Annotated in this window: 17 protein-coding genes; 1 reads left to right on the top strand and 16 read right to left on the bottom strand. The window is 44.5% G+C overall.

Annotation, left to right across the window (positions count from 1 at the left end):
- Positions 1–70: 70 nt before the first annotated feature.
- From carB to secA, 5 genes are all read right to left on the bottom strand, one after another.
- Positions 71–3301: a carbamoyl-phosphate synthase large subunit gene (gene carB, locus OCU28_RS01770; protein ID WP_261816659.1), complete on the bottom strand. Its 3231-nt coding sequence runs from the start codon at positions 3299–3301 to the stop codon at positions 71–73.
- A 16-nt stretch (positions 3302–3317) separates the two neighbouring features.
- Entirely contained in the window at positions 3318–4475 is a 1158-nt protein-coding gene (gene carA, locus OCU28_RS01765) for a glutamine-hydrolyzing carbamoyl-phosphate synthase small subunit (protein WP_261816658.1), read from the bottom strand.
- A 453-nt stretch (positions 4476–4928) separates the two neighbouring features.
- Positions 4929–5738 (bottom strand): 4-hydroxy-tetrahydrodipicolinate reductase, encoded by an 810-nt coding sequence (gene dapB, locus OCU28_RS01760; RefSeq protein ID WP_261816657.1) that lies wholly within the window; start codon positions 5736–5738, stop codon positions 4929–4931.
- A 200-nt stretch (positions 5739–5938) separates the two neighbouring features.
- Positions 5939–6343 (bottom strand): 8-oxo-dGTP diphosphatase MutT, encoded by a 405-nt coding sequence (gene mutT / locus OCU28_RS01755; protein ID WP_261816656.1) that lies wholly within the window; start codon positions 6341–6343, stop codon positions 5939–5941.
- Between the two features lie 76 nt (positions 6344–6419).
- Entirely contained in the window at positions 6420–9143 is a 2724-nt protein-coding gene (gene secA / locus OCU28_RS01750; RefSeq protein ID WP_261816655.1) for a preprotein translocase subunit SecA, read from the bottom strand.
- A 260-nt stretch (positions 9144–9403) separates the two neighbouring features.
- Here secA and OCU28_RS01745 point away from each other — a divergent pair, with 260 nt between their 5' ends.
- Positions 9404–9856, top strand: a complete 453-nt coding sequence (locus OCU28_RS01745; protein WP_261816654.1) for a DUF721 domain-containing protein — start codon at positions 9404–9406, stop codon at positions 9854–9856.
- A 62-nt stretch (positions 9857–9918) separates the two neighbouring features.
- Here OCU28_RS01745 and lpxC read toward each other — a convergent pair whose 3' ends face one another.
- From lpxC to murE, 11 genes are all read right to left on the bottom strand, one after another.
- Complete coding sequence (gene lpxC / locus OCU28_RS01740; protein ID WP_261816653.1) at positions 9919–10836, bottom strand: UDP-3-O-acyl-N-acetylglucosamine deacetylase; 918 nt, start codon at positions 10834–10836, stop codon at positions 9919–9921.
- A 90-nt stretch (positions 10837–10926) separates the two neighbouring features.
- Complete coding sequence (gene ftsZ, locus OCU28_RS01735; RefSeq protein WP_261816652.1) at positions 10927–12135, bottom strand: cell division protein FtsZ; 1209 nt, start codon at positions 12133–12135, stop codon at positions 10927–10929.
- A 28-nt stretch (positions 12136–12163) separates the two neighbouring features.
- Entirely contained in the window at positions 12164–13429 is a 1266-nt protein-coding gene (gene ftsA / locus OCU28_RS01730; protein WP_261816651.1) for a cell division protein FtsA, read from the bottom strand.
- A 9-nt stretch (positions 13430–13438) separates the two neighbouring features.
- Entirely contained in the window at positions 13439–14206 is a 768-nt protein-coding gene (locus OCU28_RS01725) for a cell division protein FtsQ/DivIB (RefSeq protein WP_261816650.1), read from the bottom strand.
- Positions 14207–14330: 124 nt separating this feature from the next.
- Positions 14331–15791, bottom strand: coding sequence for a UDP-N-acetylmuramate--L-alanine ligase (murC, locus tag OCU28_RS01720; RefSeq protein WP_261816649.1), 1461 nt, complete (start codon positions 15789–15791; stop codon positions 14331–14333).
- 14 nt (positions 15792–15805) lie between these two features.
- Positions 15806–16867, bottom strand: a complete 1062-nt coding sequence (murG, locus tag OCU28_RS01715; protein WP_261816648.1) for an undecaprenyldiphospho-muramoylpentapeptide beta-N-acetylglucosaminyltransferase — start codon at positions 16865–16867, stop codon at positions 15806–15808.
- On the bottom strand, positions 16854–17999 hold the full coding sequence (ftsW, locus tag OCU28_RS01710; protein WP_261817410.1) for a cell division protein FtsW: 1146 nt from the start codon (positions 17997–17999) through the stop codon (positions 16854–16856). The genes murG and ftsW overlap by 14 nt, the downstream gene beginning before the upstream one ends.
- Positions 18000–18182: 183 nt before the next feature.
- Complete coding sequence (gene murD, locus OCU28_RS01705; RefSeq protein WP_261816647.1) at positions 18183–19508, bottom strand: UDP-N-acetylmuramoyl-L-alanine--D-glutamate ligase; 1326 nt, start codon at positions 19506–19508, stop codon at positions 18183–18185.
- A 3-nt stretch (positions 19509–19511) separates the two neighbouring features.
- On the bottom strand, positions 19512–20594 hold the full coding sequence (mraY, locus tag OCU28_RS01700) for a phospho-N-acetylmuramoyl-pentapeptide-transferase (protein ID WP_261816646.1): 1083 nt from the start codon (positions 20592–20594) through the stop codon (positions 19512–19514).
- Positions 20591–21952, bottom strand: a complete 1362-nt coding sequence (locus OCU28_RS01695; protein WP_261816645.1) for a UDP-N-acetylmuramoyl-tripeptide--D-alanyl-D-alanine ligase — start codon at positions 21950–21952, stop codon at positions 20591–20593. Before OCU28_RS01695 ends, mraY begins: the two co-directional genes overlap by 4 nt.
- Positions 21949–23436 carry a UDP-N-acetylmuramoyl-L-alanyl-D-glutamate--2,6-diaminopimelate ligase gene (gene murE / locus OCU28_RS01690; RefSeq protein WP_261816644.1) on the bottom strand — a complete coding sequence of 496 codons (1488 nt, stop codon included), beginning with the start codon at positions 23434–23436 and terminating at the stop codon, positions 21949–21951. Before murE ends, OCU28_RS01695 begins: the two co-directional genes overlap by 4 nt.
- Positions 23437–23438: the final 2 nt, after the last annotated feature.

Here is a 23438-nt window from a genome sequence, read left to right as displayed (position 1 = left end):
TGTGGGGTATAACACCCCACTAATTATTATTTTAGTTTAAGTCTCGGCTAGAAAAGCTAACCAATTTGGCTTATGCCAGACTCAATTTTACTTTTGCATGCAGCTCTTGAACTGAAGTAACGTTCTTGGTTGCATCTGAATTATGAGATAGACATGTAGCAAATGCAGCGTTCAAGGTAGTGGTATAGTTCACTTTCTCAGCCAGTGCACCACGACGTAAAACCTTAGAGTCTTCAATCGCTTGACGTCCTGCTGCTGTATTCACAATGTAGGTGTACTCATTGTTCTTGATACGGTCAAGAATATGAGGACGACCTTCGTGCACCTTGTTTACTAGGCGAGGGTTAATACCCGCTTCGCCAAGGATTACCGCAGTACCATGAGTTGCATCAAGCTTGTAACCAATCTTGATTAGCTTAGATGCCAGGTCAACAACACGCTGTTTGTCACCTTCTCGAACAGAAAGTAATGCTCGTCCACCTTCAGGATAAACCTTACCACAGCCAAGCTCTGCTTTAGCAAACGCTTCAGCAAAGGTTGCACCTACGCCCATAACCTCACCAGTAGAGCGCATTTCTGGGCCCAATAGTGGATCAACACCAGGGAACTTGTTGAACGGCAATACTACTTCTTTAACTGAGTAGTATGGTGGGATGATCTCTTTAGTGAAGCCTTGAGCTTCTAGAGATTGTCCTGCCATTACGCGTGCTGCAATTTTAGCAATTGGAGCACCAGTTGCTTTAGATACAAACGGTACGGTACGCGCTGCACGAGGGTTAACCTCGATTAGGTATACTTCGTTGTTCTTAACCGCAAACTGGGTGTTCATTAGGCCACGAACACCTAGCTCAAACGCTAGCTTTTCAACTTGCTCACGCATCACATCTTGGATTTCTTGGCTTAGGGTGTAAGCCGGAAGTGAACATGCTGAGTCACCTGAGTGAACACCCGCTTGCTCGATGTGTTCCATGATACCGCCGATAACAACGCGCTCACCATCACAGATGGCATCAACGTCTACTTCAATAGCGTCATCTAGGAAGCTATCAAGTAGTACAGGTGATTCGTTTGATACGCTTACTGCTTCGTTGAAGTAGCGACGCAAGTCTTGTTCGTCGTATACAATTTCCATCGCACGACCACCAAGTACATAAGAAGGACGCACAACCAGTGGGAAGCCGATTTCGCGAGATTTCTCAACCGCCTGCTCCATAGTTGTTACTGTTGCGTTTTCTGGCTGAAGTAGGCCTAGACGGTCTACAGCAACTTGGAAGCGCTCACGGTCTTCTGCACGGTCGATAGCATCTGGGCTGGTACCAATGATAGGTACGCCAGCGGCTTCAAGAGCACGAGCCAGTTTCAATGGTGTTTGACCACCGTACTGAACGATAACGCCTTTTGGCTTCTCAACACGAGCGATAGCTAATACGTCTTCCAGGGTTACTGGTTCGAAGTACAAGCGGTCTGATGTGTCGTAGTCAGTAGAAACTGTCTCAGGGTTACAGTTAACCATGATAGTTTCGTAGCCATCTTCACGCAGTGCTAGAGAGGCGTGAACACAGCAGTAGTCAAATTCAATACCTTGGCCGATACGGTTTGGACCGCCACCTAGGATCATGATCTTGTCTTTATCTGTTGGATTTGCTTCACACTCTTCATCGTAAGATGAGTACATGTAAGCGGTATCCGAAGAGAATTCAGCAGCACAGGTATCAACACGCTTATAAACAGGGTGGATATCATACTGGTCGCGCAAGCGACGAATCTCGTTTTCAGCAACACCTAGAATCTTAGATAAGCGAGCATCGGCAAAGCCTTTACGCTTAAGTTGGTTTAGAACATCTTTGTTCAAGCCAGCAAAGCCGTTCACTTTAACTTGTTGCTCAAGCTTCACTAGGTCTTCGATTTGAACTAGGAACCAAGGGTCAATTTGCGTTAGGTTAAATACGCCATCTACAGACATACCTGCACGGAATGCATCCGCGATGTACCAAATACGCTCAGCGCCAGCATCTTTAAGCTCGTGACGGATCTTAGTCAAAGCGTCAGGAGCATCTAGGTCAACCATCTCGTCAAAGCCCGTTGCGCCAACTTCTAGGCCACGCAGTGCTTTCTGTAGAGATTCTTGTTGGTTACGACCAATCGCCATCACCTCACCAACAGATTTCATCTGTGTGGTTAGACGGTCGTTAGCACCTGCAAATTTCTCGAAGTTAAAACGAGGAATCTTAGTCACTACGTAGTCGATTGTTGGTTCGAATGATGCTGGAGTTGCGCCACCAGTGATGTCATTCATAAGCTCGTCTAGAGTAAAGCCTACAGCCAGTTTCGCTGCAATCTTAGCGATTGGGAAACCTGTTGCTTTAGATGCTAGAGCTGAAGAGCGAGATACACGTGGGTTCATCTCGATGATAACCATACGGCCATCTTTCGGGTTGATACCAAACTGTACGTTTGAACCACCTGTCTCTACACCAATCTCACGAAGTACTGCAAGAGACGCGTTACGCATCAATTGGTATTCTTTATCCGTTAGGGTTTGAGCTGGTGCTACTGTGATTGAGTCACCGGTGTGGATGCCCATTGGGTCGAAGTTTTCAATCGCACATACGATGATGCAGTTGTCCGCTTTGTCGCGAACCACTTCCATCTCGTACTCTTTCCAACCGATTAGAGATTCATCGATAAGAAGCTCGTTAGTCGGAGATAGGTCCAGACCACGACGACAGATGTCTTCAAATTCTTCTTTGTTGTACGCAATACCGCCACCAGTACCGCCCATAGTGAACGATGGACGAATGATACAAGGGAAGCCTACCATGTCTAAAACTTTGTAAGCTTCTTCCATAGTTTTCGCTGTATCAGCCGTTGGGCACTCAAGACCAATTGATTTCATCGCTTTATCGAAGCGAGAGCGGTCTTCTGCTTTATCAATCGCATCAGCCGTTGCGCCGATCATTTCTACGTCAAACTCAGCAAGTACGCCATGCTTTTCAAGGTCTAGTGCACAGTTAAGTGCAGTCTGGCCACCCATAGTAGGTAGGACTGCATCTGGGCGCTCTTTAGCGATGATGTTACGTACTACTTCCCACTGGATTGGTTCGATGTATGTTGCATCGGCCATCTCTGGGTCAGTCATGATAGTTGCTGGGTTTGAGTTAACTAGAATTACTCGGTAGCCTTCTTCACGAAGTGCTTTACACGCTTGTGCGCCAGAGTAGTCAAACTCACACGCCTGACCGATTACGATCGGGCCAGCACCTAAAATTAGAATGCTTTTAATGTCATTACGTTTTGGCATTTTTCTCTACTCCAACTTACGCTTTGTCTTGCTTGTTAGAAGCAAACTGGTTAATCAGGTCAATGAAATGGTCAAATAGCGGCGCTGCGTCGTGTGGACCTGGGCTCGCTTCTGGGTGACCTTGGAAGCTAAACGCTGGCTTATCAGTGCGGTGAATACCCTGTAAAGAGCCATCAAATAGTGATTTGTGCGTTGCGCGTAAGTTAGCTGGTAGTGTCTCTTCATCAGCAGCAAAGCCGTGGTTCTGAGAAGTAATCATCACTACATCGCGATCTAGGTCTTTAACAGGATGGTTGGCACCGTGGTGACCAAACTTCATCTTCACTGTTTTAGCGCCTGATGCCAAAGCTAGGATTTGGTGACCAAGGCAGATACCGAAAATAGGTAAGCCTTTGTCTAGGAAAGTCTGTGTTGCTTCAATGGCGTAAGTACACGGTGCAGGGTCACCAGGGCCATTTGAAAGAAATACGCCGTCTGGGTTCATTGCCAGTACTTCTTCCGCTGAGGTTTCAGCAGGAACAACGGTTAGGCGGCAGCCACGGTCAACGAGCATGCGCAGGATGTTGCGTTTTGCACCGAAGTCGTAGGCAACAACGTGATATGGCAGTTCTGAGTCATCTTTCGCTTGTGGAAGACCACCTGTGAGCGTCCACGAACCTTGTTTCCATTGGTACGCTTCTTTTGTAGTAACCTCTTGCGCAAGATCCATTCCTTTTAGGCCAGGGAATTCTTTTGCTTTAGCTAGCGCTAGAGCTTCATCAAGGTTGTTACCAGCAACAACACAACCGTTCTGTGCACCCTTCTCACGTAGGATACGGGTTAGTTTACGCGTATCTATGTCTGCAATGCCGACAATGTTTTGAGATTTAAGGTAATCAGAAAGAGAGAGTTCGTTGCGGAAATTAGAAGCGATAAGAGGGAGATCGCGAATTACGAGGCCTTGAGCGTGAATCGAGGTTGATTCTTCGTCTTCGGAATTAGTTCCGGTATTGCCAATATGAGGATAGGTAAGAGTAACGATTTGCTGAGAATAGGAAGGGTCGGTAAGTATTTCTTGATAGCCCGTCATTGAAGTATTGAAAACAACTTCTCCGACTGCTGAACCATCAGCTCCAATCGACACCCCACGAAACACAGTCCCATCTTCCAGGACTAATAGCGCTGGCTTATTCAAGACAACCTCCAAAAATATAAATATGTGAAATTATTAAATTAAATTTCAAAAATACAGTCCATCTAGAGAGTCAGATCACATTTGCTGAATCCAGATAAATTGGCGGCATTCTAATTATCCATACTAATATTGTCAATAATTAATGCGATATTTCATGCTTATTTTGACATTCTCATCCTCAACCACCTATAAAGAGCCATTAATGCATAACTTTATGGATTATTCTCTGCGCATACGGCCTATTTTATCCCAAAAAATGGCAGTTCATAATAAAAAGACACTTCATCCAAATAGCAAACGATAACCCGCCTAGTTTTAACTTACTTTTGCAGCCTTAGGTGCAATATCACAACAAGAGCAGCAAAATAAACAATAAACTACGCCATACAAGCAATTTATGACCATGAAGACTTCACGCAATAAAAATGCCAGCGTTGCTGGCATTTTTATTCACTAAATATTATTCAAATCTAGAACATCGGTCATGGTGTACATGCCTTCTGGCATATCATGCAACCACAGAGCCGCTCTGATCGCCCCATTGGCAAAGGTCATACGATCGGTAGCTTTATGGGTTATCTCTACGCGCTCACCTAAATCAGCAAACATCGCAGTATGTTCACCAACTATATCGCCGGCACGAATCGTTGCAAAGCCAATCTCATCTCGGCTACGCTCACCCGTGATTCCCTCGCGAGCATATACAGCAACATCAGAGAGCTCATTGCCCATAGCATTTGCAATCGCCTCTCCCATGCCAATAGCAGTACCTGATGGCGCATCGACTTTATGTCGATGATGAGCCTCGACAATCTCGATATCCGTATAGTCGCCCATAACCTTGGCTGCTTTCTCTAACAGCTTAAATACCAGATTAACACCGACACTAAAGTTAGGCGCCATCACAATAGAAACCTGTTTAGCGTATGCTTCAACTTGCTGTTTTTGTTGTTCATTAAAACCTGTGGTGCCAATAACAATCGACTTGCCGAACTGCTTACACAGTTCTAGGTTTTTTAGGGTGTTCTCTGGTGCGGTAAAATCGACAATTACATCGAAATTATCGATTACCTTAGTAAAGTCATCTACTAAGCTAATATCAAGCTTACCTTCACCACTAAGCTCACCTGCATCAACACCAATCAAAGAAGAATGTGGACGTTCATTGGCAGCACCAAGCGTTGCACTTTCTATCGCTTTGGTTGCTTTCACTAAGTTCCGGCCCATACGGCCTGCCGCTCCGGCTACTGCAATTCTAACCACTTACCGATTCTCCCCATCTACATAGCTAAATTTTATCCAAATAATGTATCTGAATCACACTTTATAATCCAGAACATTAGTGGCGCACACACTTCTAAATGAATCTATTCCTAATATACTCACGTCGCACGCTCGTATTCAGTCCATTACTTGTAATCGAATAAAAAATATCTCGCAACACAACCGCGTTAAACCCGCAGTTATTGACCATTAAACTGGTGCATTACCGCCTCAACAATAGGCTGGTTTGCTTCAGGAAAAGCATACTGATGCAAATCACTTACGGCCACCCACTCTCCCTGCTGCCCTTCTTTGCCATACGGCTTTCCGCTGAAAGCTTCGATTAAGAAGAAGTCAAAATTCAACGATTTATCAGAATAGTCAAAATCAAAGCTCTGAAATAATTGCACTGTGAGGTTGTTGATCCCAACCTCTTCATGCAACTCTCGCTCTATTGCGTCTTTAGCCAACTCTTGAAATTCTACCTTGCCCCCAGGAAACTCCCAAAAACCACCTTTATGTGCATGATCTGGCCTTTTGGTTATAAATACTTGGTCTTGATTTGAGTTTAGAATGATTGCGGCAACTATATGAATACGCTTCACTACTCTTCCTCTTCTATATCTATAGCTAAAAAAAAGCCGCGATTAACGCGGCTTATAAATCAATAGAGGTAAAAAATTAAGCTATCTTGCCATGGCATTGCTTATATTTTTTACCCGAACCACAAGGGCACGGCTCATTACGACCCACTTTTTGAGTGTTGCGTACTGGCTGCTGAGGTTGCTGTGGCTCTGATTCATCGGCAAGCTGATTGTCGGCTTGTTGATGTTGAGCTTGAGCCATACGAGCGGTTGCTTCAGCCTGAGCTTGGCGCTGAGCTTCTGCTTGCTCAACTTGTTCAGGTTGCTGAACTCGAACCTTACTTAGAACCTGAATCACATCTGATTTCAAGGTATCTAGTAAGCCTTCAAATAGCTCAAAAGACTCACGCTTATATTCTTGTTTCGGGTTCTTCTGTGCATAACCACGTAGATGAATACCCTGACGAAGATGATCCATTGCTGCTAGGTGTTCTTTCCACAACCCATCTAATGATTGCAGCATCACGGATTTTTCAAAGTTACGCAATACAGATTCACCAACAGCTTCTTCTTTGAGCTTATAGACTGCAACCGCTTCCGCTAGGATTTTCTCACGCAGCGCTTCTTCATAAAGCTTATCGTCTTCATCTAGCCAAGATTGAATAGCAAGATCGAGATCAAAGTCAGATTTAAGTTGATCTTGTAGGCCTGGTATATCCCACATATCTTCAATTGATTGTGGCGGAATGTATTGATCGATAATCGATTGAATAACATCAGCGCGGTTGTGCTCAATCATTTCACTGATATCTTCAGCAACCATAAGCTCATCACGTAGTTCATAAACAACTTTACGCTGATCGTTTGCTACATCATCATATTCTAGAAGCTGCTTACGGATATCAAAGTTGCGGCCTTCAACCTTACGTTGCGCCTTTTCAATTGAGCGAGAAAGCATCTTACTCTCAATAGCTTCACCTTCGTCCATACCTGATTGGATAAGTCCAGCCATGCGGTCAGAAGTAAAGATACGCAGTAAGCTATCTTCCATTGATAAATAGAAGCGTGAAGAGCCCGCATCACCTTGACGGCCTGAACGACCACGGAGCTGGTTATCGATACGACGCGACTCGTGGCGCTCAGTACCAATAATATGTAAACCGCCAGCGTCAAGAACAGCATTATGAATTTTCTGCCACTCTTGCTTCGCTTTTGCCATTTGCTCTTTGTCTGGTTCAGCTTGGTTCTCGAATTCCATTTTCCAGTTGCCGCCCAGCACAATATCAGTACCACGACCAGCCATGTTAGTCGCAATAGTCACCGCGCTAGGTAGACCAGCTTGCGCTACGATATCGGCTTCGCTTTCGTGGAACTTCGCATTCAATACGTTGTGTTTGATCTTGGCTTTCTTCAGCGCATTTGAGAGGAGCTCTGATTTTTCAATCGAAACTGTACCAACTAAGGTCGGTTGACGTTTCTCAACACGCTGTTTGATATCTTCGATAATGGCAGCAAATTTATCTGCTTCGGTGCGGTAAACCACATCGGCCATATCATCACGAATCATAGGTTTGTTAGTTGGGATAACAACTGTATCTAAGCCATAGATAGACTGGAACTCAAATGCTTCGGTATCAGCCGTACCTGTCATTCCTGACAATTTGTCGTAAAGGCGGAAATAATTCTGGAAGGTGATAGATGCTAGGGTTTGGTTTTCATTTTGAATCTTCACACCTTCTTTAGCTTCTACTGCTTGGTGAAGACCTTCAGACCAGCGACGCCCAGGCATAGTACGGCCGGTGTGCTCATCAACAATAACCACTTCACCTTCATCTGTAACAATGTAATCTACGTTACGTTCAAACAGTACATGCGCACGCAAACCTGCATTCACATGGTGTAGAAGGCTAATGTTAGCTGGAGAATAAAGGGTGTCACCCTCTTCCATCATGCCATTTTTCACCAGTAGCTCTTCAACAAATTCTTGACCATTTTCGGTCCAATGAACTTGCTTTGATTTTTCATCAACTGTGTAGTGACCGTCGCCGCGATATTCTTCACTGTCTTCTTTATCTTGTTTCTCAAGATGAGGAATCAAGGTGTTAACACGAGTATAAAGATCAGAGCTATCTTCAGCAGGACCAGAAATAATCAGCGGAGTACGCGCTTCATCGATAAGGATGGAATCCACCTCATCCACAATCGAGAAATAAAGTTCGCGTTGTACACGGTCTTCGGCTCTAAATGCCATATTATCGCGCAAATAATCGAATCCAAACTCATTATTTGTTCCGTAAAGAATATCGGATTTATATGCTTCTTGCTTGGCTTGAGGTGGCATATTTGACACATTGATACCAACGGTCATACCAAGGAATTCAAATAGTGGGCGGTTGGTTTCTGCATCACGGGTCGCTAGGTAGTCATTCACTGTTATTACGTGAACCCCCTTACCGGTCAATGCATTTAAATAAGCAGCTAAAGTCGCAGTTAAGGTTTTACCTTCACCAGTACGCATCTCTGCAATTTCGCTGTCATTAAGTACCATACCACCAATTAGCTGTACGTCGAAATGACGCATGCCAAATACACGCTTAGATGCTTCACGAACTGTGGCAAATGCATGAGGGAGTAATTGGTCTACGGTTTCACCCTGTTCTAAGCGCTGACGAAATTCTGCTGTTTTGGCTTGTAGTTCTTCGTCACTTAATTTTTCATAATCTGGCTCGTAGCTGTTGATCTCTTTAACGATCTTGCGAAGTCGACGTAGAGTCCTATCATTTCGACTGCCAATTACCTTTGTCAGTAGCTTAGTTATCATGATTCTATATATCTCGTGTTGGGACCCATATAGGTCCAAAATTGCTCAGCTTAGTATATGTGAAAGATATTGTGCTCAAAGCCCACACTTTCAAGCTTTAGTGTGCCCTAGTGTATGAAATTTTGATGTCCGCCACCAATGGAAACTGGATTTGTTTGAGCAAACCTCTATTTTTGTCTGACTAATGACCAAACATAGAGCGATTCAAGGCTCAACACGTGGTAAAATTGCAAATAAAGATTTGGAAATAAGGCAAATACGTGCGAGATCATAGGCCCACACTCACTGAAGATATTATCAGCAAATCTAAACTGTCTGATATTCAAAAGCATGCCGCCCAACTCCATCGGTTAAATAAAACTGTAATTGAACTATTGCCAAAAGACATTCAACGCTACTGCCGCGTGGCAAATTGTCGTGGTGGACAGCTTATTGTTGAAGTCGCTAACGCCTCTATCAAAATGAAGCTTAACTACGACCGCCTACATCTACTTTCTCAACTGCGTAAACAAGGCTTTGCCAGCCTGATAAATATCGAAATCAATGTGAGACCTGAGCTATATATCAACGCGCCAGCCCTAGTAAAAGAGCCTGCGATAAAGCGCCCTCCACTTTCTCAGGCTGCCGCCGATAACCTAAACATGTTGGCCGAAATGGCGCCTGACAAAATAAAAAAACGATTGCAGAACATTGCCAAGCTAGCCCAAAAGTAACTCGCCCACTGAATTTGAACCAAAAAAAAGCAGACCGAAGTCTGCTTTTTTAAAACTGATTGTTATGCTAAAACCATATTAGGCTCAGCAAATGCAACGGGGGAGCCAACTTCTTCTTCGAAGGTTACCCACTCCCAAGCTTCTTGATTCGCTAACACTGCACGTAACAGTTGGTTATTCAAGCCATGCCCTGATTTAAATGCGCGTAACTCACCAACAATTGGTGAACCGCACATATACATATCACCAATAGCATCCAATACTTTATGAGTAACGAATTCATTGCTGAAGCGCAGGCCATCTTCGTTAAGGATACGATAATCATCCAGAACGATCGCGTTATCAAAGCTACCACCCAAAACTAGGTTTTGAGATTGGAGGTATTCGATATCACGCATAAAGCCAAAAGTACGAGCACGTGCGATATCTTTCACAAATGAACTTGACGAGAAATCAAACAATAGATGCTGCTCATCTGAATCGATTGCAGGGTGTTCAAATTCTATTTCAAAATCCAATCGGAAGCCGTTATAAGGAACTAATTCAGCCCACTTATCGCCATCTTCAACACGAACTGGTTTCTTAATACGAATAAAGCGCTTAGCCGCATTTTGCGTTTCAATGCCCGCTGACTGCAACAGATAAACAAATGGGCTAGCACTGCCATCCATAATTGGGATCTCCGGTGCATCGACCTCGATAATTAAGTTATCGATTCCCATACCCGAAAGTGCCGCGTTCAAATGCTCGACAGTTGAAATACGCACGCCATCGTCATTAACAAGGGCAGTACATAGCATAGTATCTCGTACTGAATTCGCGTCTGCTGGAAAATCCACAGCAGGCTCTAAGTCTGTTCGACGATATACAATACCAGTATTGGTTGCTGCCGGGCGAAGCGTCAGAGTCACTTTGCGACCGGAGTGAAGTCCCACACCAGTAGTTTTAACAATCTCTTTTAAAGTACGCTGCCTAATCATGCAATACCCCTCATTAACACAAAATTACTAGCTTCATCAGCTAGGTCAGACATCCTACCAGCTTTTTGATAATTGTCAAAAAATGAACAATTAATCAGCCTGGTTGCGTAAGAACGCTGGAATATCTAAGTAACCACTTTCAGGTTGACCGTTTGTAGCTGGTTTCTGTTGAGCGGCTGCTGCACGTCCAACTGGCTCAGATTTTTTCACAGGAGATGGTGTTGGTTGAACCTTCACTTCTTCTGCTTTATGAATCGGAGCTGCTACCTTAGCCGGTTCTGCTGTTGCGACTGCAGGCTTAGGTTTAGCACCACCTGAAACAAGCGTGATCTCTGGTTTCTTTTCAGAGCCAATACCTGTTGCTACCACGGTTACACGGAATTCATCAGACATGTCAGGGTCTAATGAAGTACCAATTACAACTGTAGCATTATCAGAAGCAAATGCTTTAACCGTGTTACCCACGATTTCAAATTCATCCAGACGCATGTCCATGCCAGCAGTAATGTTAACCAACACACCACGAGCACCAGCTAGGTCGATATCTTCAAGTAGTGAGTGTGAAATTGCAGCTTCTGCCGCTTCTTCCGCACGGTCTTCACCAGTAGATACACCGCTACCCATCATAGCTTGACCCATCTCAGACATTACGGTTCGAACATCTGCAAAGTCAACGTTGATCATACCTGGGCGAGTAATCAGCTCCGCAATACCTTGTACTGCATCTTTGAGTACATCGTTTGCATAACCAAATGCTTCTAATAGAGTTACATTGCGACCATAAACTTTAAGTAGTTTCTCATTTGGAATGGTAATCAAAGAATCGACATGCTTAGAAAGCTCCTCGATACCTTGTTCAGAAAAAGCTAAACGCTTCTTACCTTCAAAACCAAATGGCTTGGTAACTACTGCTACAGTAAGTACACCAATCTCTTTCGCAATTTCAGCAATAACCGGAGCAGCACCAGTACCTGTACCGCCGCCCATACCAGCTGCGATAAATACCATGTCAGCACCAGCTAGCACTTGTTTAATCGCTTCGCGATCTTCTAGGGCTGAATCACGACCTACCTGAGGGTTCGCGCCCGCGCCTAGACCTTTAGTAATATCAGTACCGATCTGAATGACTGAGTTAACTGTGGCCTTGCGTAGTGCCTGAGCATCGGTATTAATGCTGATAAACTCAACACCTTCGATTGACTCACGTACCATATGCTCAACAGCGTTGCCGCCGCCGCCGCCAACACCAACGACCTTGATAACCGCTTCATCATTCATTTCTGTCATCGGTTCAAACATGTGCTATCTCCGTTCCCTGGGTTCCAGGTTAAAATTCTTTTTGTATCCAATTACGCATTTTATTAAAAAAGTCGCTAAACGATGACTGTTTCGGCTCAGAGTATTCGCCATCGTCATTGAGTCGACTGTCTTTACCATAATGCAATAAACCAACTGCCGTAGAGTGGTAAGGTTCTTTTACATAGTCAGTTAGGCCTTTAACCTCGGTAGGTTTACCGATTCGGACCTGGCTGCCAAACACTCGTTCAGCACACTCAACTAAGCCTTCAATCTGTGCTGCACCACCGGTCAATACAACGCCTGCTGCAATATGGTGATGCTTAACGCCACTCTCTCTCATGCTATTCTGTGCGTGTTCAATAGCCTGATTAATCAAGCCCATGAGTTCAGTATAACGTGGTTCTATAACTTCCGATAAGGTTTGTCGCTGTAAACTGCGAGATGGACGACCACCAACACTAGGCACATTGACCGTGTCATCTTTGCTTACTAATTCACTCTTAGCACAACCGTATTTCGCTTTAATTTCTTCAGCGTCATTAATTGGCGTACCAAATGCAAATGCAATATCACTAGTTACAGAATTGCCCGCATACGAGAACACTTCTGTATGACGAAGAGCACCGCCGGTCCATAGAGCTACGTCCATGGTTCCTGCGCCGATATCCACCACACAAACACCCAATTCTTTTTCATCTTCGGTAATAACAGCATCACTTGCCGCTAAACCGGAAAAGACCAATTGCTCTACGGTTAATCCGCAACGCTCAACAGCCTTTATTACGTTTCGCGCCATATCGTTATGGCATGAAATCATATGAACACTAACCTCCATACGTACACCAGAAAGCCCTAATGGATTCTTGATGCCGCCTAGGTGGTCAATCTTAAATTCTTGTGGGATAACATGAAGAATTCGTTCTTCTTCACCAATCTTAATCGAACGAGCAGTATGGATTGCACGATCCATATCTTCTTGGGAGACCTCTTCATCAGAGATCGTTCCCATTCCTTTCTCTATTCGGCTAGTAATATGCTGGCCAGAAATCGATAGGAATACATTGCTGATTTTACACTCAGCCATTAGTTCCGCTTGGTTGACAGCGCGCTCTACAGACTTAATAACGGAATCCAGATCGTTTACACCACCCTTATCCATGCCTCGAGAAGGACTACTGCCAGATCCAATAATATTGATCTGTCCGTCTGGAAGGATTTCACCGACTAACGCTGAAATCGTTGCAGTGCCAATATCCAGACCGACAATCAAACTATCATCCATGCCCTTGGTCATTATTACTCTCTACTCTTTTTGATCCGACAACCAGCCTATTGCAGCTCCAGTGTCGTAGCGTAAGTCTATGTAACTGATCTGTTGTGCTTTTTCATCCAGGTGCTGGTAAAGCTCAATAAACCGCTCAACCCTTTCATCCAACGCTTCCTTACCTAATTCTAGGCGGATGCCATTATCTAAAATTAATTGCCACGCACGCCTATCATTGAGAACCACTGAGGTGATTTCTAGGCCTAACGCGTTAAATTTTGGGGTAATTTTATGCCAAGTATCTAACACTTGTTGGCTCGAATTTTTTGGGCCATACAGGCGCACAATATCTTGATCTTTCTGATGCAACCCCCCTGCATCAGCATCAAAAACAACGGCATGATCATCAAGTAAAGCGTTGCCATTCCAGATAGCTATCGGAGTATGCTCTACAACAAACACCTTTACTGTATTTGGCCACTGCTTACGTACAGATGCATTTTCTACCCAAGGTAAAGACTCTACTGCTTGTTGCAATTGGTCTACATCCTGAGTCATGAAGGTTCCAAGGGGCATGATATTTGATAGCGCATGCTGGACATCGGAGTTATGTACATACTCCAAGTCACCCTGTAAAACAAATTGAGAAAGGGGTAACCGCCCACCATCTCGCATCCATGTCACTGTGGCACTAATTCCAACAGCAATTGCGACCACCACAGCGATAAAAAAGCTGAAATCTGTCCAAGAAAACTTAAATTTTCGAGCTATTGTCGTCTCTGTTTCGACGTTTAATACTGATTCCATATTATTAAGTGCGTCGACTTCCTAATTAATAGCTTATCTAAGCCTACAGACAAGCAATACTTACATGATTATACTTGCCTGAGGCCATCTTTCCATACCAATAAAACACAATTCTTGTAAGAATTTAGCTTTTTTGCATAGTTTCAATGTTAAGTTCGAGTGTTTCTAACTTTTTAGCAACTTTACCTACGTCTCCAGCCCCTTGGGTAAGAACTAAATCACCGTCTTTAATCAAGTTTGCTAACACACTTGGTAATGCTTGTTGATCTGCAACAAATACAGGCTCCAGCTTACCGCGACTACGAATGGTACGACAAAGAGAGCGTCCATCCGCACCAGCAATCGCTTCTTCACCAGCAGAATAAACCTCTAGCATAATAAGCACATCAACCTTGTCTAATACGTTAGCAAAATCATCATAGAGATCGCGCGTACGGCTGTATCTATGTGGCTGGAAGATCATAACTAAACGCTTATCTTCCCAGCCAGCACGAGCAGCTTCAATGGTAACGTCAACTTCACTCGGATGATGACCGTAATCATCGACTAACATAGCCTTGCCATTACCCGTTTCAAATTCACCTAAATGCTCGAATCGACGCCCAGTACCTTGAGTTGCAGACAAAGCAACAACAATCGCTTCATCTGAGATATCATCCTCAGTTGCGACTGCAATCGCTGCCGAAGCATTTAACGCATTGTGCTTGCCCGGTAAGTTGAGTGTGATATCTAGGTCGGCTTTACCTTTTCGCTCCACCGTAAATAAACTTTTATGGCCCTGTTGGCGATAGTTAGTAATACGTACATCTGCATCTTTACAGAAACCGTAGGTAATAACCTGACGGCTTATTTGAGGCAGCATCTCTCGAATAACAGGATCATCGACACACATAATAGCCTGACCATAGAAAGGCAGTTTATGCAGAAAATCAATAAACGTTTGTTTAAGTACACTAAAGTCACCACCATAAGTATCCATATGGTCGGCTTCTATGTTGGTGACAATCGCCACCATAGGCTGTAAGTGCAAAAACGAAGCATCACTTTCATCCGCTTCTGCTATCAGGATTCGACTCGACCCTAAGCGTGCATTGGTACCGGCACTCTTAACCAAGCCGCCATTAACAAATGTTGGATCAAGACCTGCTTCTGAATAGATTTGAGTAACCAAAGCCGTAGTTGTGGTTTTGCCATGAGTCCCAGCGACTGCAATCCCATGACGATAACGCATTAATTCAGCAAGCATTTCAGCGCGACGAACAACCGGAATACGAGCCTCTTGCGCAGCTTTTAGCTCTGGGTTGTGTTGATTGATCGCGGTAGAAACCACCACCACACTCGCACCATCAATATTAGACGCACAATGGCCAATAAAAACCTTGGCACCCTTGGCAGTTAAGCGCTCAGTCACGACATTATTCGCAATATCTGAGCCAGAGATGGCATAGCCTTCATTTAATAACACCTCGGCAATGCCACTCATGCCAGCACCACCGATACCAACAAAGTGGATACATTGCACTCGGCGCATTTCAGGGATCATGGCGCGGATCTGCGCTAGGTTCTGCTTATGTTCAATTACCATTAGGTTCTCTTTTCTTATTTTGCTAGCGCTTGAATGGCCTGTGCCACAACTTTATCTGCACTCACTTTAGCCGCTAAACGAGACTGGGTTGCCATATGCAGCAACTGTTCGCGGGTTAAGCCATTTAACATATCGTACAATGCATCAACTGAAAGTACATCTTGCTCTATCATCTTGGCCGCATCAGCCTCAACCAAATAATCTGCATTTAATGCCTGTTGGCGATCTTTATGCGGGTAAGGAATAAATATTGCGGCTAAACCAGCGGCGGATACCTCAGATACAGTCAATGCTCCAGAGCGACATACAATTACGTCTGCCCATGCATAGGCCTCATCAACATCATCAATAAAATCAGTGACTTTGGCTTGGTTTACTCCAGCTTGCTGGTATCTGGCATTTACATCCGCAGAGTTATTTTTACCGACCTGATGCCAGATGGTATAACCTGAGTTCAGTTTGCCCATTACCTGTGGCAGGGTATGATTTAGGATGCGAGCGCCCTGACTCCCCCCCATAACCAAAACACGAATATCGCCCTGACGTCCACTCAATCGAACCTCTGGGCTCGGCAATGCCACCACGCTACTGCGCACCGGATTACCCACTACTTCTGCATCCTTGAATGCGCCGGGAAATGCTTGAAAAACTTTACTTGCAACCTTAGCTAGCCAGCCGTTAGTTAAACCTGCAACCGCATTTTGTTCGTGCAGAACTAACGGGATACCACACAGCTTAGCCGCGATACCACCGGGACCACTAACATAGCCCCCCATACCTAAAACCACATCGGGCTGATAAGCTTGAATATATTTCTTGGCTTGGCGTATCGCATTAACGATCTGAAAAGGTGCGGCAATCAGCTTTTTAGCGCCCTGACCACGCAGGCCTTTTACCTTAATAAAATCAATTTCAATACCGTGCTTAGGAACAAGATCGGCTTCCATACGGTCAGCCGTACCTAACCAGCGAATTTCCCAGCCATGCTGCTGCAAATATTTAGCCACTGCTAACCCCGGAAAGACATGCCCTCCAGTACCACCAGCCATAACTAACAGACGCTTATTTCGTGTCATTATTTGTATCCTGATTAAAGGAGTCTAGATATTCCTCAACCCTGTATTCATGATCGATTCGAAGCACAATTGCCACTGCAATCGACATAATAATTAAACTAGAACCGCCATAACTAATTAGGGGCAAGGTCAGCCCTTTTGTTGGTACCATACCCGCAGCAGCCCCAACATTGACCACGGTCTGGAATGCAAACCAGATCCCAAAACCAAATGCAAGATAGCCACTAAAGACATGCTTAGCCTCAAAGGCTCGTTTACCAATAAAGATGATCTTAAATACTAGAGCAAAGAGTAATAGCAATATTGCACATACCCCCACAAACCCAAGCTCTTCGCCAATAACCGCAAATACAAAGTCGGTATGTGCTTCAGGGAGATACGCAAGTTTCTGTATCGAGTTACCTAACCCTTGCCCCATCCATTCACCACGACCAAATGCCATAAGTGACTGCGTTAGCTGATAACCACTGCCAAAGGGGTCTTCCCAAGGGTTCATAAACGAGGTAACACGCTTAACACGGTAAGGTTCAATTGCAATAAGAACCATAATGCTAAGCACCCCCATCGCAGCTAACGACAAGAACTGCCAGAGCTTAGCCCCAGCAATAAACAGCATGCCAAACATAGTCACTAGCATTACGACTACCGTACCTAAGTCAGGTTGGCCAAGTAACAATATGGCTAGAGTTCCAAATACCAGCATAGGTTTAATAAAACCACCAAAAAAGGTACTACGCACCTCTTCTTGCTTACGAACTAGGTAGCTGGCCATAAATATAAACAGAGAGAGCTTTGCCAATTCTGCTGGCTGGAAGTTTATCGGACCTAATGGAATCCAACGCGATGCACCATTTACCGATTTACCTGCGACCAATACTATAAATAGCATCAATACACAGACGATAAGCATCAGCGTACTCCAATTCATCCAGTAGCGCGTAGGGATATGCATAGCAACCGCCATTACACACACTGACAAAGAAAGATAAATCGCATGCTTAAACATGTAGTGGAACGGCGCATTAAAGTCAGAATAACTTGCTTGAATCGATGCCGATGACACCATAACCAAGCCAATCAGCATCAGCATCAGCGACAACCATACCAATTGGCGATCATACATGACCGGCATCGCCTTCACTGGCTCTGGTTCTGGTTTTGATTCCGTCTCTGGCAAAATTTCTGCTTGAGTATCTGCCGATTCAATAAGTACATCCGGTTGGTCTGCAACCATTTCAGTTGAGAATTTGGATTTTGCATTATCCGATGATCCCTTACCATGGAATCGATTAAACCACTTCATAAACATCTTTTATTAATTATAAGGGATTGTAGATTTAGCTAACTTGGTAAAAAAATCACCACGCTGCATAAAATTCGCAAACTGATCAAAACTGGCACAAGCAGGAGACAGCATCACCATATCACCCATTCTTAATTGGGGGCGGATGACTGATATCGCCTGTGACATATCCTGAAAATACACACTATTGGATGATAGTGGCATAAATTGCTCTCCATCTGCGCCAAAACAGCACAGCTGAACATTAAGTTGGCTTAGAGCTGGGGCTAATTCTGAAAAATCGGCTCCTTTGCCATCGCCACCTACCAATAAATAAAGCACGCCAGGTAGCTGTAAGCCCTGAATGGCAGCAAGGGTACTGGCGACATTGGTAGCCTTAGAGTCATTTACCCACACTACGCCACTCTCTCGACTTACAACCTGACAGCGATGGCTTAAGCCTTGATAACTCCTAAGGGTATCAAGGGCTAACAATACATCGACCTCAGCCGAATCAAGTAACGCTATAGCCGCAAGTACATTAAGCTGGTTGTGCTGCCCAACCAAAGACAATTCATCAGCGGCAATAAGAGGCTGACCTTGTTTGGTTAACCAAGTTTTACCGTCATTTTCTGCAAGGCTGTACTTTGCCTGTGACAGACCGAATTCAACCACATCATCAGTGCTACCATCGGGATAGGTTGCTTTATCGTTGAAATTTACAATCTTGGTTTCAGCGCACTCGAAGATGCGTAACTTAGCCTGGCGATAATCCGCCATACCAATATAGCGATCCATGTGGTCTTCAGAGAGGTTCAAAAATGCAGCTGCTTTTAGTTTCAGGCTTGATGTTGTTTCAAGCTGAAAGCTTGATAACTCCAATACATACAGGTCAGCATCTTGTGTAAGTAAATCAAGAGCTGGAACGCCAATATTACCACCAACGCCAACCTTAAAGCCTGCTGCTTGAGCCATTTCACCAGTTAGGTCTGTAACTGTGCTTTTACCATTTGAACCAGTAATCGCGAGTACCGGCTTGTTTACCGCCCACGCAAACAACTCAATATCGCCGACAACCTTAACTCCAACTGCCATAGCCTGTTGCAATGGCTCACAAGCAAGAGCAATACCGGGATTGGCAACGATAAGGTCAGCATCATTCAACCATTGCTGATTCCACTCGCCACAGTGTAGCTCTACCCCCGTAGGGAGTTGATCCGCGCCAGGAGGCTGTGATCGAGTATCGATAACCTGAATGGATAAGTCTTGAGTTAGGGTCAGCAAGTGACGCACAACAGACAATCCAGTAATTCCCAAGCCAACGACGACAACCTTATTAATACCTTGCCAATGTTGCATTGCTTAACGTACCTTCAAGGTCGCAAGACCAATTAAAACTAGAACGATTGAGATAATCCAAAAGCGCACGATAACACGTGGCTCTGGCCAGCCTTTAAGTTCATAGTGGTGATGAATTGGAGCCATACGGAATACACGCTGACCACGTAGCTTGTATGAACCAACCTGTAAGATTACCGACAGCGTCTCCATAACAAATACGCCCCCCATAATCACTAATACAAATTCTTGGCGTACCAATACCGCAATAGTACCCAGTACTCCACCTAGTGCTAATGAACCAACATCACCCATAAATACTTGTGCTGGGTAGGTGTTAAACCATAAGAATCCAAGCCCGGCACCAACAATTGCAGTGCAGAAAATAACCAGCTCACTAGTATATGGGATATAAGGAATATGCAAATACTGTGCAAAGTTAACGTTGCCTGTGGCGTAGGCAATAATAGCAAAGCCAGCTGCAACCAAAATAGTTGGCATGATGGCTAATCCGTCTAGACCATCGGTAAGGTTTACAGCATTGCTGGTACCAACAATTACGAAATAGGTCAGGACAATATAAAACAGCCCCAGTTGCGGCATAATATCTTTAAAGAAAGGCACTACTAATTGTGTAGCCGCCGTATCTTGACCGTGCACATACAGTGCAAATGCCACGACTATCGCAATTGCGGATTGCCAGAAATATTTCCAGCGCGCAATCAAGCCATCGGTATTTTTACGCACTACCTTACGATAATCATCTACAAAACCGACTGCACCGTAGCCAAGCAGTACAAACTGCACCGCCCAAACATAAGGGTTAGTAAGGTCAGCCCATAGTAGCACCGTGATGGTGATAGCCGCTAAGATCATCACCCCACCCATAGTGGGTGTGCCGTGTTTACTTAGGTGAGATTCCGGACCATCATGACGAACGATCTGACCTATTTGCATCATCTGTAGACGAGCGATCAATTTCGGTCCAATCCAAAGAGAGAGACCTAACGCCGTCAAAATACTCATGATCGAGCGGAAAGACAGGTAATCAAATAGTCGGAAAAAAGAGAAATATGGCTGAATTAAGTCCGCTAGCCAAATAATCATTTAAGCTTCTCCTTCAAAGCAGCGGCAATCTTGCCCATCTGTGCACTATTGGCACCTTTCACAAGCAAGGTATGGTGGGATTGTGAGTCGATTAGTATGTGTTGTTCTATATAGTCCAGCATAGTTTGGTGGTCATCAAAATGAGTGCCCCCCGTTTGCTGGCTAATAACCTCAGTGTCATCACCATAGGTTAGAACATGTTCAAATGAAAATTGAGCTGCATGTTGTCCGACTTGACGATGAAGTTCAATACTTTCTTCACCAAGTTCCGCCATAAACCCAAGAATCAACCAACGTGTACCTGAAAAATTAGACAACAAATCTGCTGCCGCCTTCATAGCAGGAACGCTGGCGTTATAGCTATCATCAATAAGTCGAATTTTATCGGTTAATGACTCAAGTGCAACTCTACCTTTAACCTGGGTTAAAGCTTGGAGCCCCTCGATTATACGCGGTAGTTCAATCCCCATATTCAAGGTGATAGCAGTCGCCGCTACAGCATTAGCTACATTATGCTTTCCGACAACGCTAAGAGATAACAGCGCCGTATCAGATGGAGTGTGCAGTTGGCATGTTGCATAGCCGTCAGCATCCACCTCAATATTAGAAGCGTAAAAATCAGCCTGTGAGTTTTGTAACGCAAAGGTTTGAACTTGAGTATGTGACAATTTTTCCTGCCACAGCTCTGCACCATGACTATCTAAGTTGTACAGCGCTAAGCCTTGTTCACTCAAGGTGTTAAAAATCTCACCTTTGGCTTGCTTAACCCCGTCAATAGAGCCAAAGCCTTCAAGGTGTGCCGCGGCCACATTGTTAACCAGTGCAATATCCGGTTTAACTAATCCAACCGTATAATCAATTTCACCGATATGGTTAGCGCCCAGTTCTATCACTGCAAAGTCATGCTGCTCATTGGCTCTCAACAGGGTCAATGGTGCGCCAATATCGTTATTAAAGTTACCTAAGGTCGCAACAACATTACCTTCTAAACCTAGGATAGAAGCAACCATCTCTTTGACTGTGGTTTTACCGCAGCTACCAGTAATCGCTACGGTTGGGATTTGTAGTGTCGAAAATACCCAAGCGCTCAATTGCCCTAAAGCAATCCGCGTATCATTGACCACCAGTTGCGGAATATCAATCGGTAGAACTCGTTCAACCAATAGTGCTGATGCACCACTAGCAGCAACATCCTCACAAAAATCATGGGCATCGAATTTATCACCTACTAAAGCAATAAACAGCTGTTGTGGTTCGATATGTCGACTGTCAGTAGAGACAGATATAATAGAGGTATCGTCACCAACCAACTGAGCACTAAGCGGCTCAACCAGTTGCGATAATGAGCAACTAATCATACGCTAATACCCAATAGATTCATTGCTGACTCCCTGTCTGAATAATGGATGGTTTTATCTCCAATGATTTGATAGTCCTCATGCCCTTTTCCTGCCAGCAAGATAATATCTTGAGCAGTTGCATTTTCAATAGCATAAGACAAGGCACAAAATCTATCATGCTCGACTTGTACTGAGCTTTGTTCACTTATGCCCGCCAACATATCTTGAATGATTTGTTGAGGGTCTTCACTGCGGGGATTATCATCGGCCAAGATCACCTTATCGGCAAAACGTGAACCAATCTCGGCCATCATAGGTCGCTTACCGCGATCTCTATCACCGCCACAGCCAAATATAGCCCAAAGTTTACCTTTACAATGCACTCTAAGTGCACATAAAGCTTTCTCTAATGCATCCGGGGTATGAGCATAGTCAACCACTATCTTAGCCATGTCAGTTTTATGAAAAAGTTCCATTCGCCCTATCACTGGCGTTAACTCAGCCGCTGTTTTTTCTAGCGCACTTCGCTCAACGCCGAGAGCGAGTAGCGTTGCAAAAGCAACTAATAGGTTGCTGGCGTTAAATTCACCAATCAATGGTGCGACCAAACATCCAGCCCCCCAATGACTTTGATATTGAATTTCAATCCCTTGCTCAGAATACTTAACCTCAGAGGCGTAGATATAAGCAGCCGTTGCTGGCTTGCTAATCAAGGAAACCGCAATCGCGTCGGGTAACTCTTCCAGCCACTGCCTTCCAATACTGTCATCAGCGTTAATAATTTTGTGCTGACAGGCATGCTGAGTAAAAAGGCTCTGTTTCGCTTTCGCGTATTCTGCCATGTTGCCATGATAATCGAGGTGATCTCGACTCAGGTTAGTAAACACACCTGCGGCAAATGTTAGGGCCTTAATTCTATGCTGAACTAAACCGTGAGATGAGGTTTCAAGTGCCGCAAATTTTGCGCCTTGTTGTTTCAATTCACTTAAAATCTTGCGAATTTCTATCGCACTACCTGTGGTATTTTTAGCTTGCTGTAGGTTCTCAAGAAAGCCATTTCCGGTCGTTCCCATAACCGCTGTAGGTAGCTCAACTTTACTCAACCATTGCGCCATTAGCTGGGTAATTGTGGTCTTACCATTAGTACCCGTAACGGCAATAAGCTCTAACCCAGAACTTGGGTACAAACGACCCGCAAGCTCAGATAAGTGTTCAACAAGGGAATCGAGATAGACAATTACCGTATTTTCGACCCACTGTATGGTGCCATGCGGATAGCCAGCATCACTTTGCGCTAAAACCGCGTTGGCCCCAGCATTTATAGCGTTAGATATGAACTTCCTACCATCTACAGCATGCCCTTTGATCGCAACAAAAGTACTACCTTGGGTGACTGCTCGGCTATCAAGCTCTAGCTCGGTTATCGTAATAGCCTCAAGCTTGGTTTCTGTTGTGATAAGCCAAGGCTGTATAAGGTATGGCAGTGTAATATTTGAAGGCATGT

Source organism: Vibrio gallicus, from assembly GCF_024346875.1.
In the GTDB taxonomy this organism is placed as follows: Bacteria; Pseudomonadota; Gammaproteobacteria; order Enterobacterales; family Vibrionaceae; genus Vibrio; species Vibrio gallicus.
The sequence above is the reverse complement of the archived record's forward strand: the minus strand, read 5'-3'. Positions and strand labels throughout refer to the sequence as shown.

Coding starts and splice junctions, on each gene's coding strand:
- carB (WP_261816659.1), bottom strand. CDS start 3,301: ATGCCAAAACGTAATGACATTAAAAGCATTCTAATTTTAGGTGCTGGC.
- secA (WP_261816655.1), bottom strand. CDS start 9,143: ATGATAACTAAGCTACTGACAAAGGTAATTGGCAGTCGAAATGATAGG.
- lpxC (WP_261816653.1), bottom strand. CDS start 10,836: ATGATTAGGCAGCGTACTTTAAAAGAGATTGTTAAAACTACTGGTGTG.
- ftsZ (WP_261816652.1), bottom strand. CDS start 12,135: ATGTTTGAACCGATGACAGAAATGAATGATGAAGCGGTTATCAAGGTC.
- ftsA (WP_261816651.1), bottom strand. CDS start 13,429: ATGACCAAGGGCATGGATGATAGTTTGATTGTCGGTCTGGATATTGGC.
- OCU28_RS01725 (WP_261816650.1), bottom strand. CDS start 14,206: ATGGAATCAGTATTAAACGTCGAAACAGAGACGACAATAGCTCGAAAA.
- murC (WP_261816649.1), bottom strand. CDS start 15,791: ATGGTAATTGAACATAAGCAGAACCTAGCGCAGATCCGCGCCATGATC.
- murG (WP_261816648.1), bottom strand. CDS start 16,867: ATGACACGAAATAAGCGTCTGTTAGTTATGGCTGGTGGTACTGGAGGG.
- ftsW (WP_261817410.1), bottom strand. CDS start 17,999: ATGCCGGTCATGTATGATCGCCAATTGGTATGGTTGTCGCTGATGCTG.
- murD (WP_261816647.1), bottom strand. CDS start 19,508: ATGCAACATTGGCAAGGTATTAATAAGGTTGTCGTCGTTGGCTTGGGA.
- mraY (WP_261816646.1), bottom strand. CDS start 20,594: ATGATTATTTGGCTAGCGGACTTAATTCAGCCATATTTCTCTTTTTTC.
- OCU28_RS01695 (WP_261816645.1), bottom strand. CDS start 21,952: ATGATTAGTTGCTCATTATCGCAACTGGTTGAGCCGCTTAGTGCTCAG.
- murE (WP_261816644.1), bottom strand. CDS start 23,436: ATGCCTTCAAATATTACACTGCCATACCTTATACAGCCTTGGCTTATC.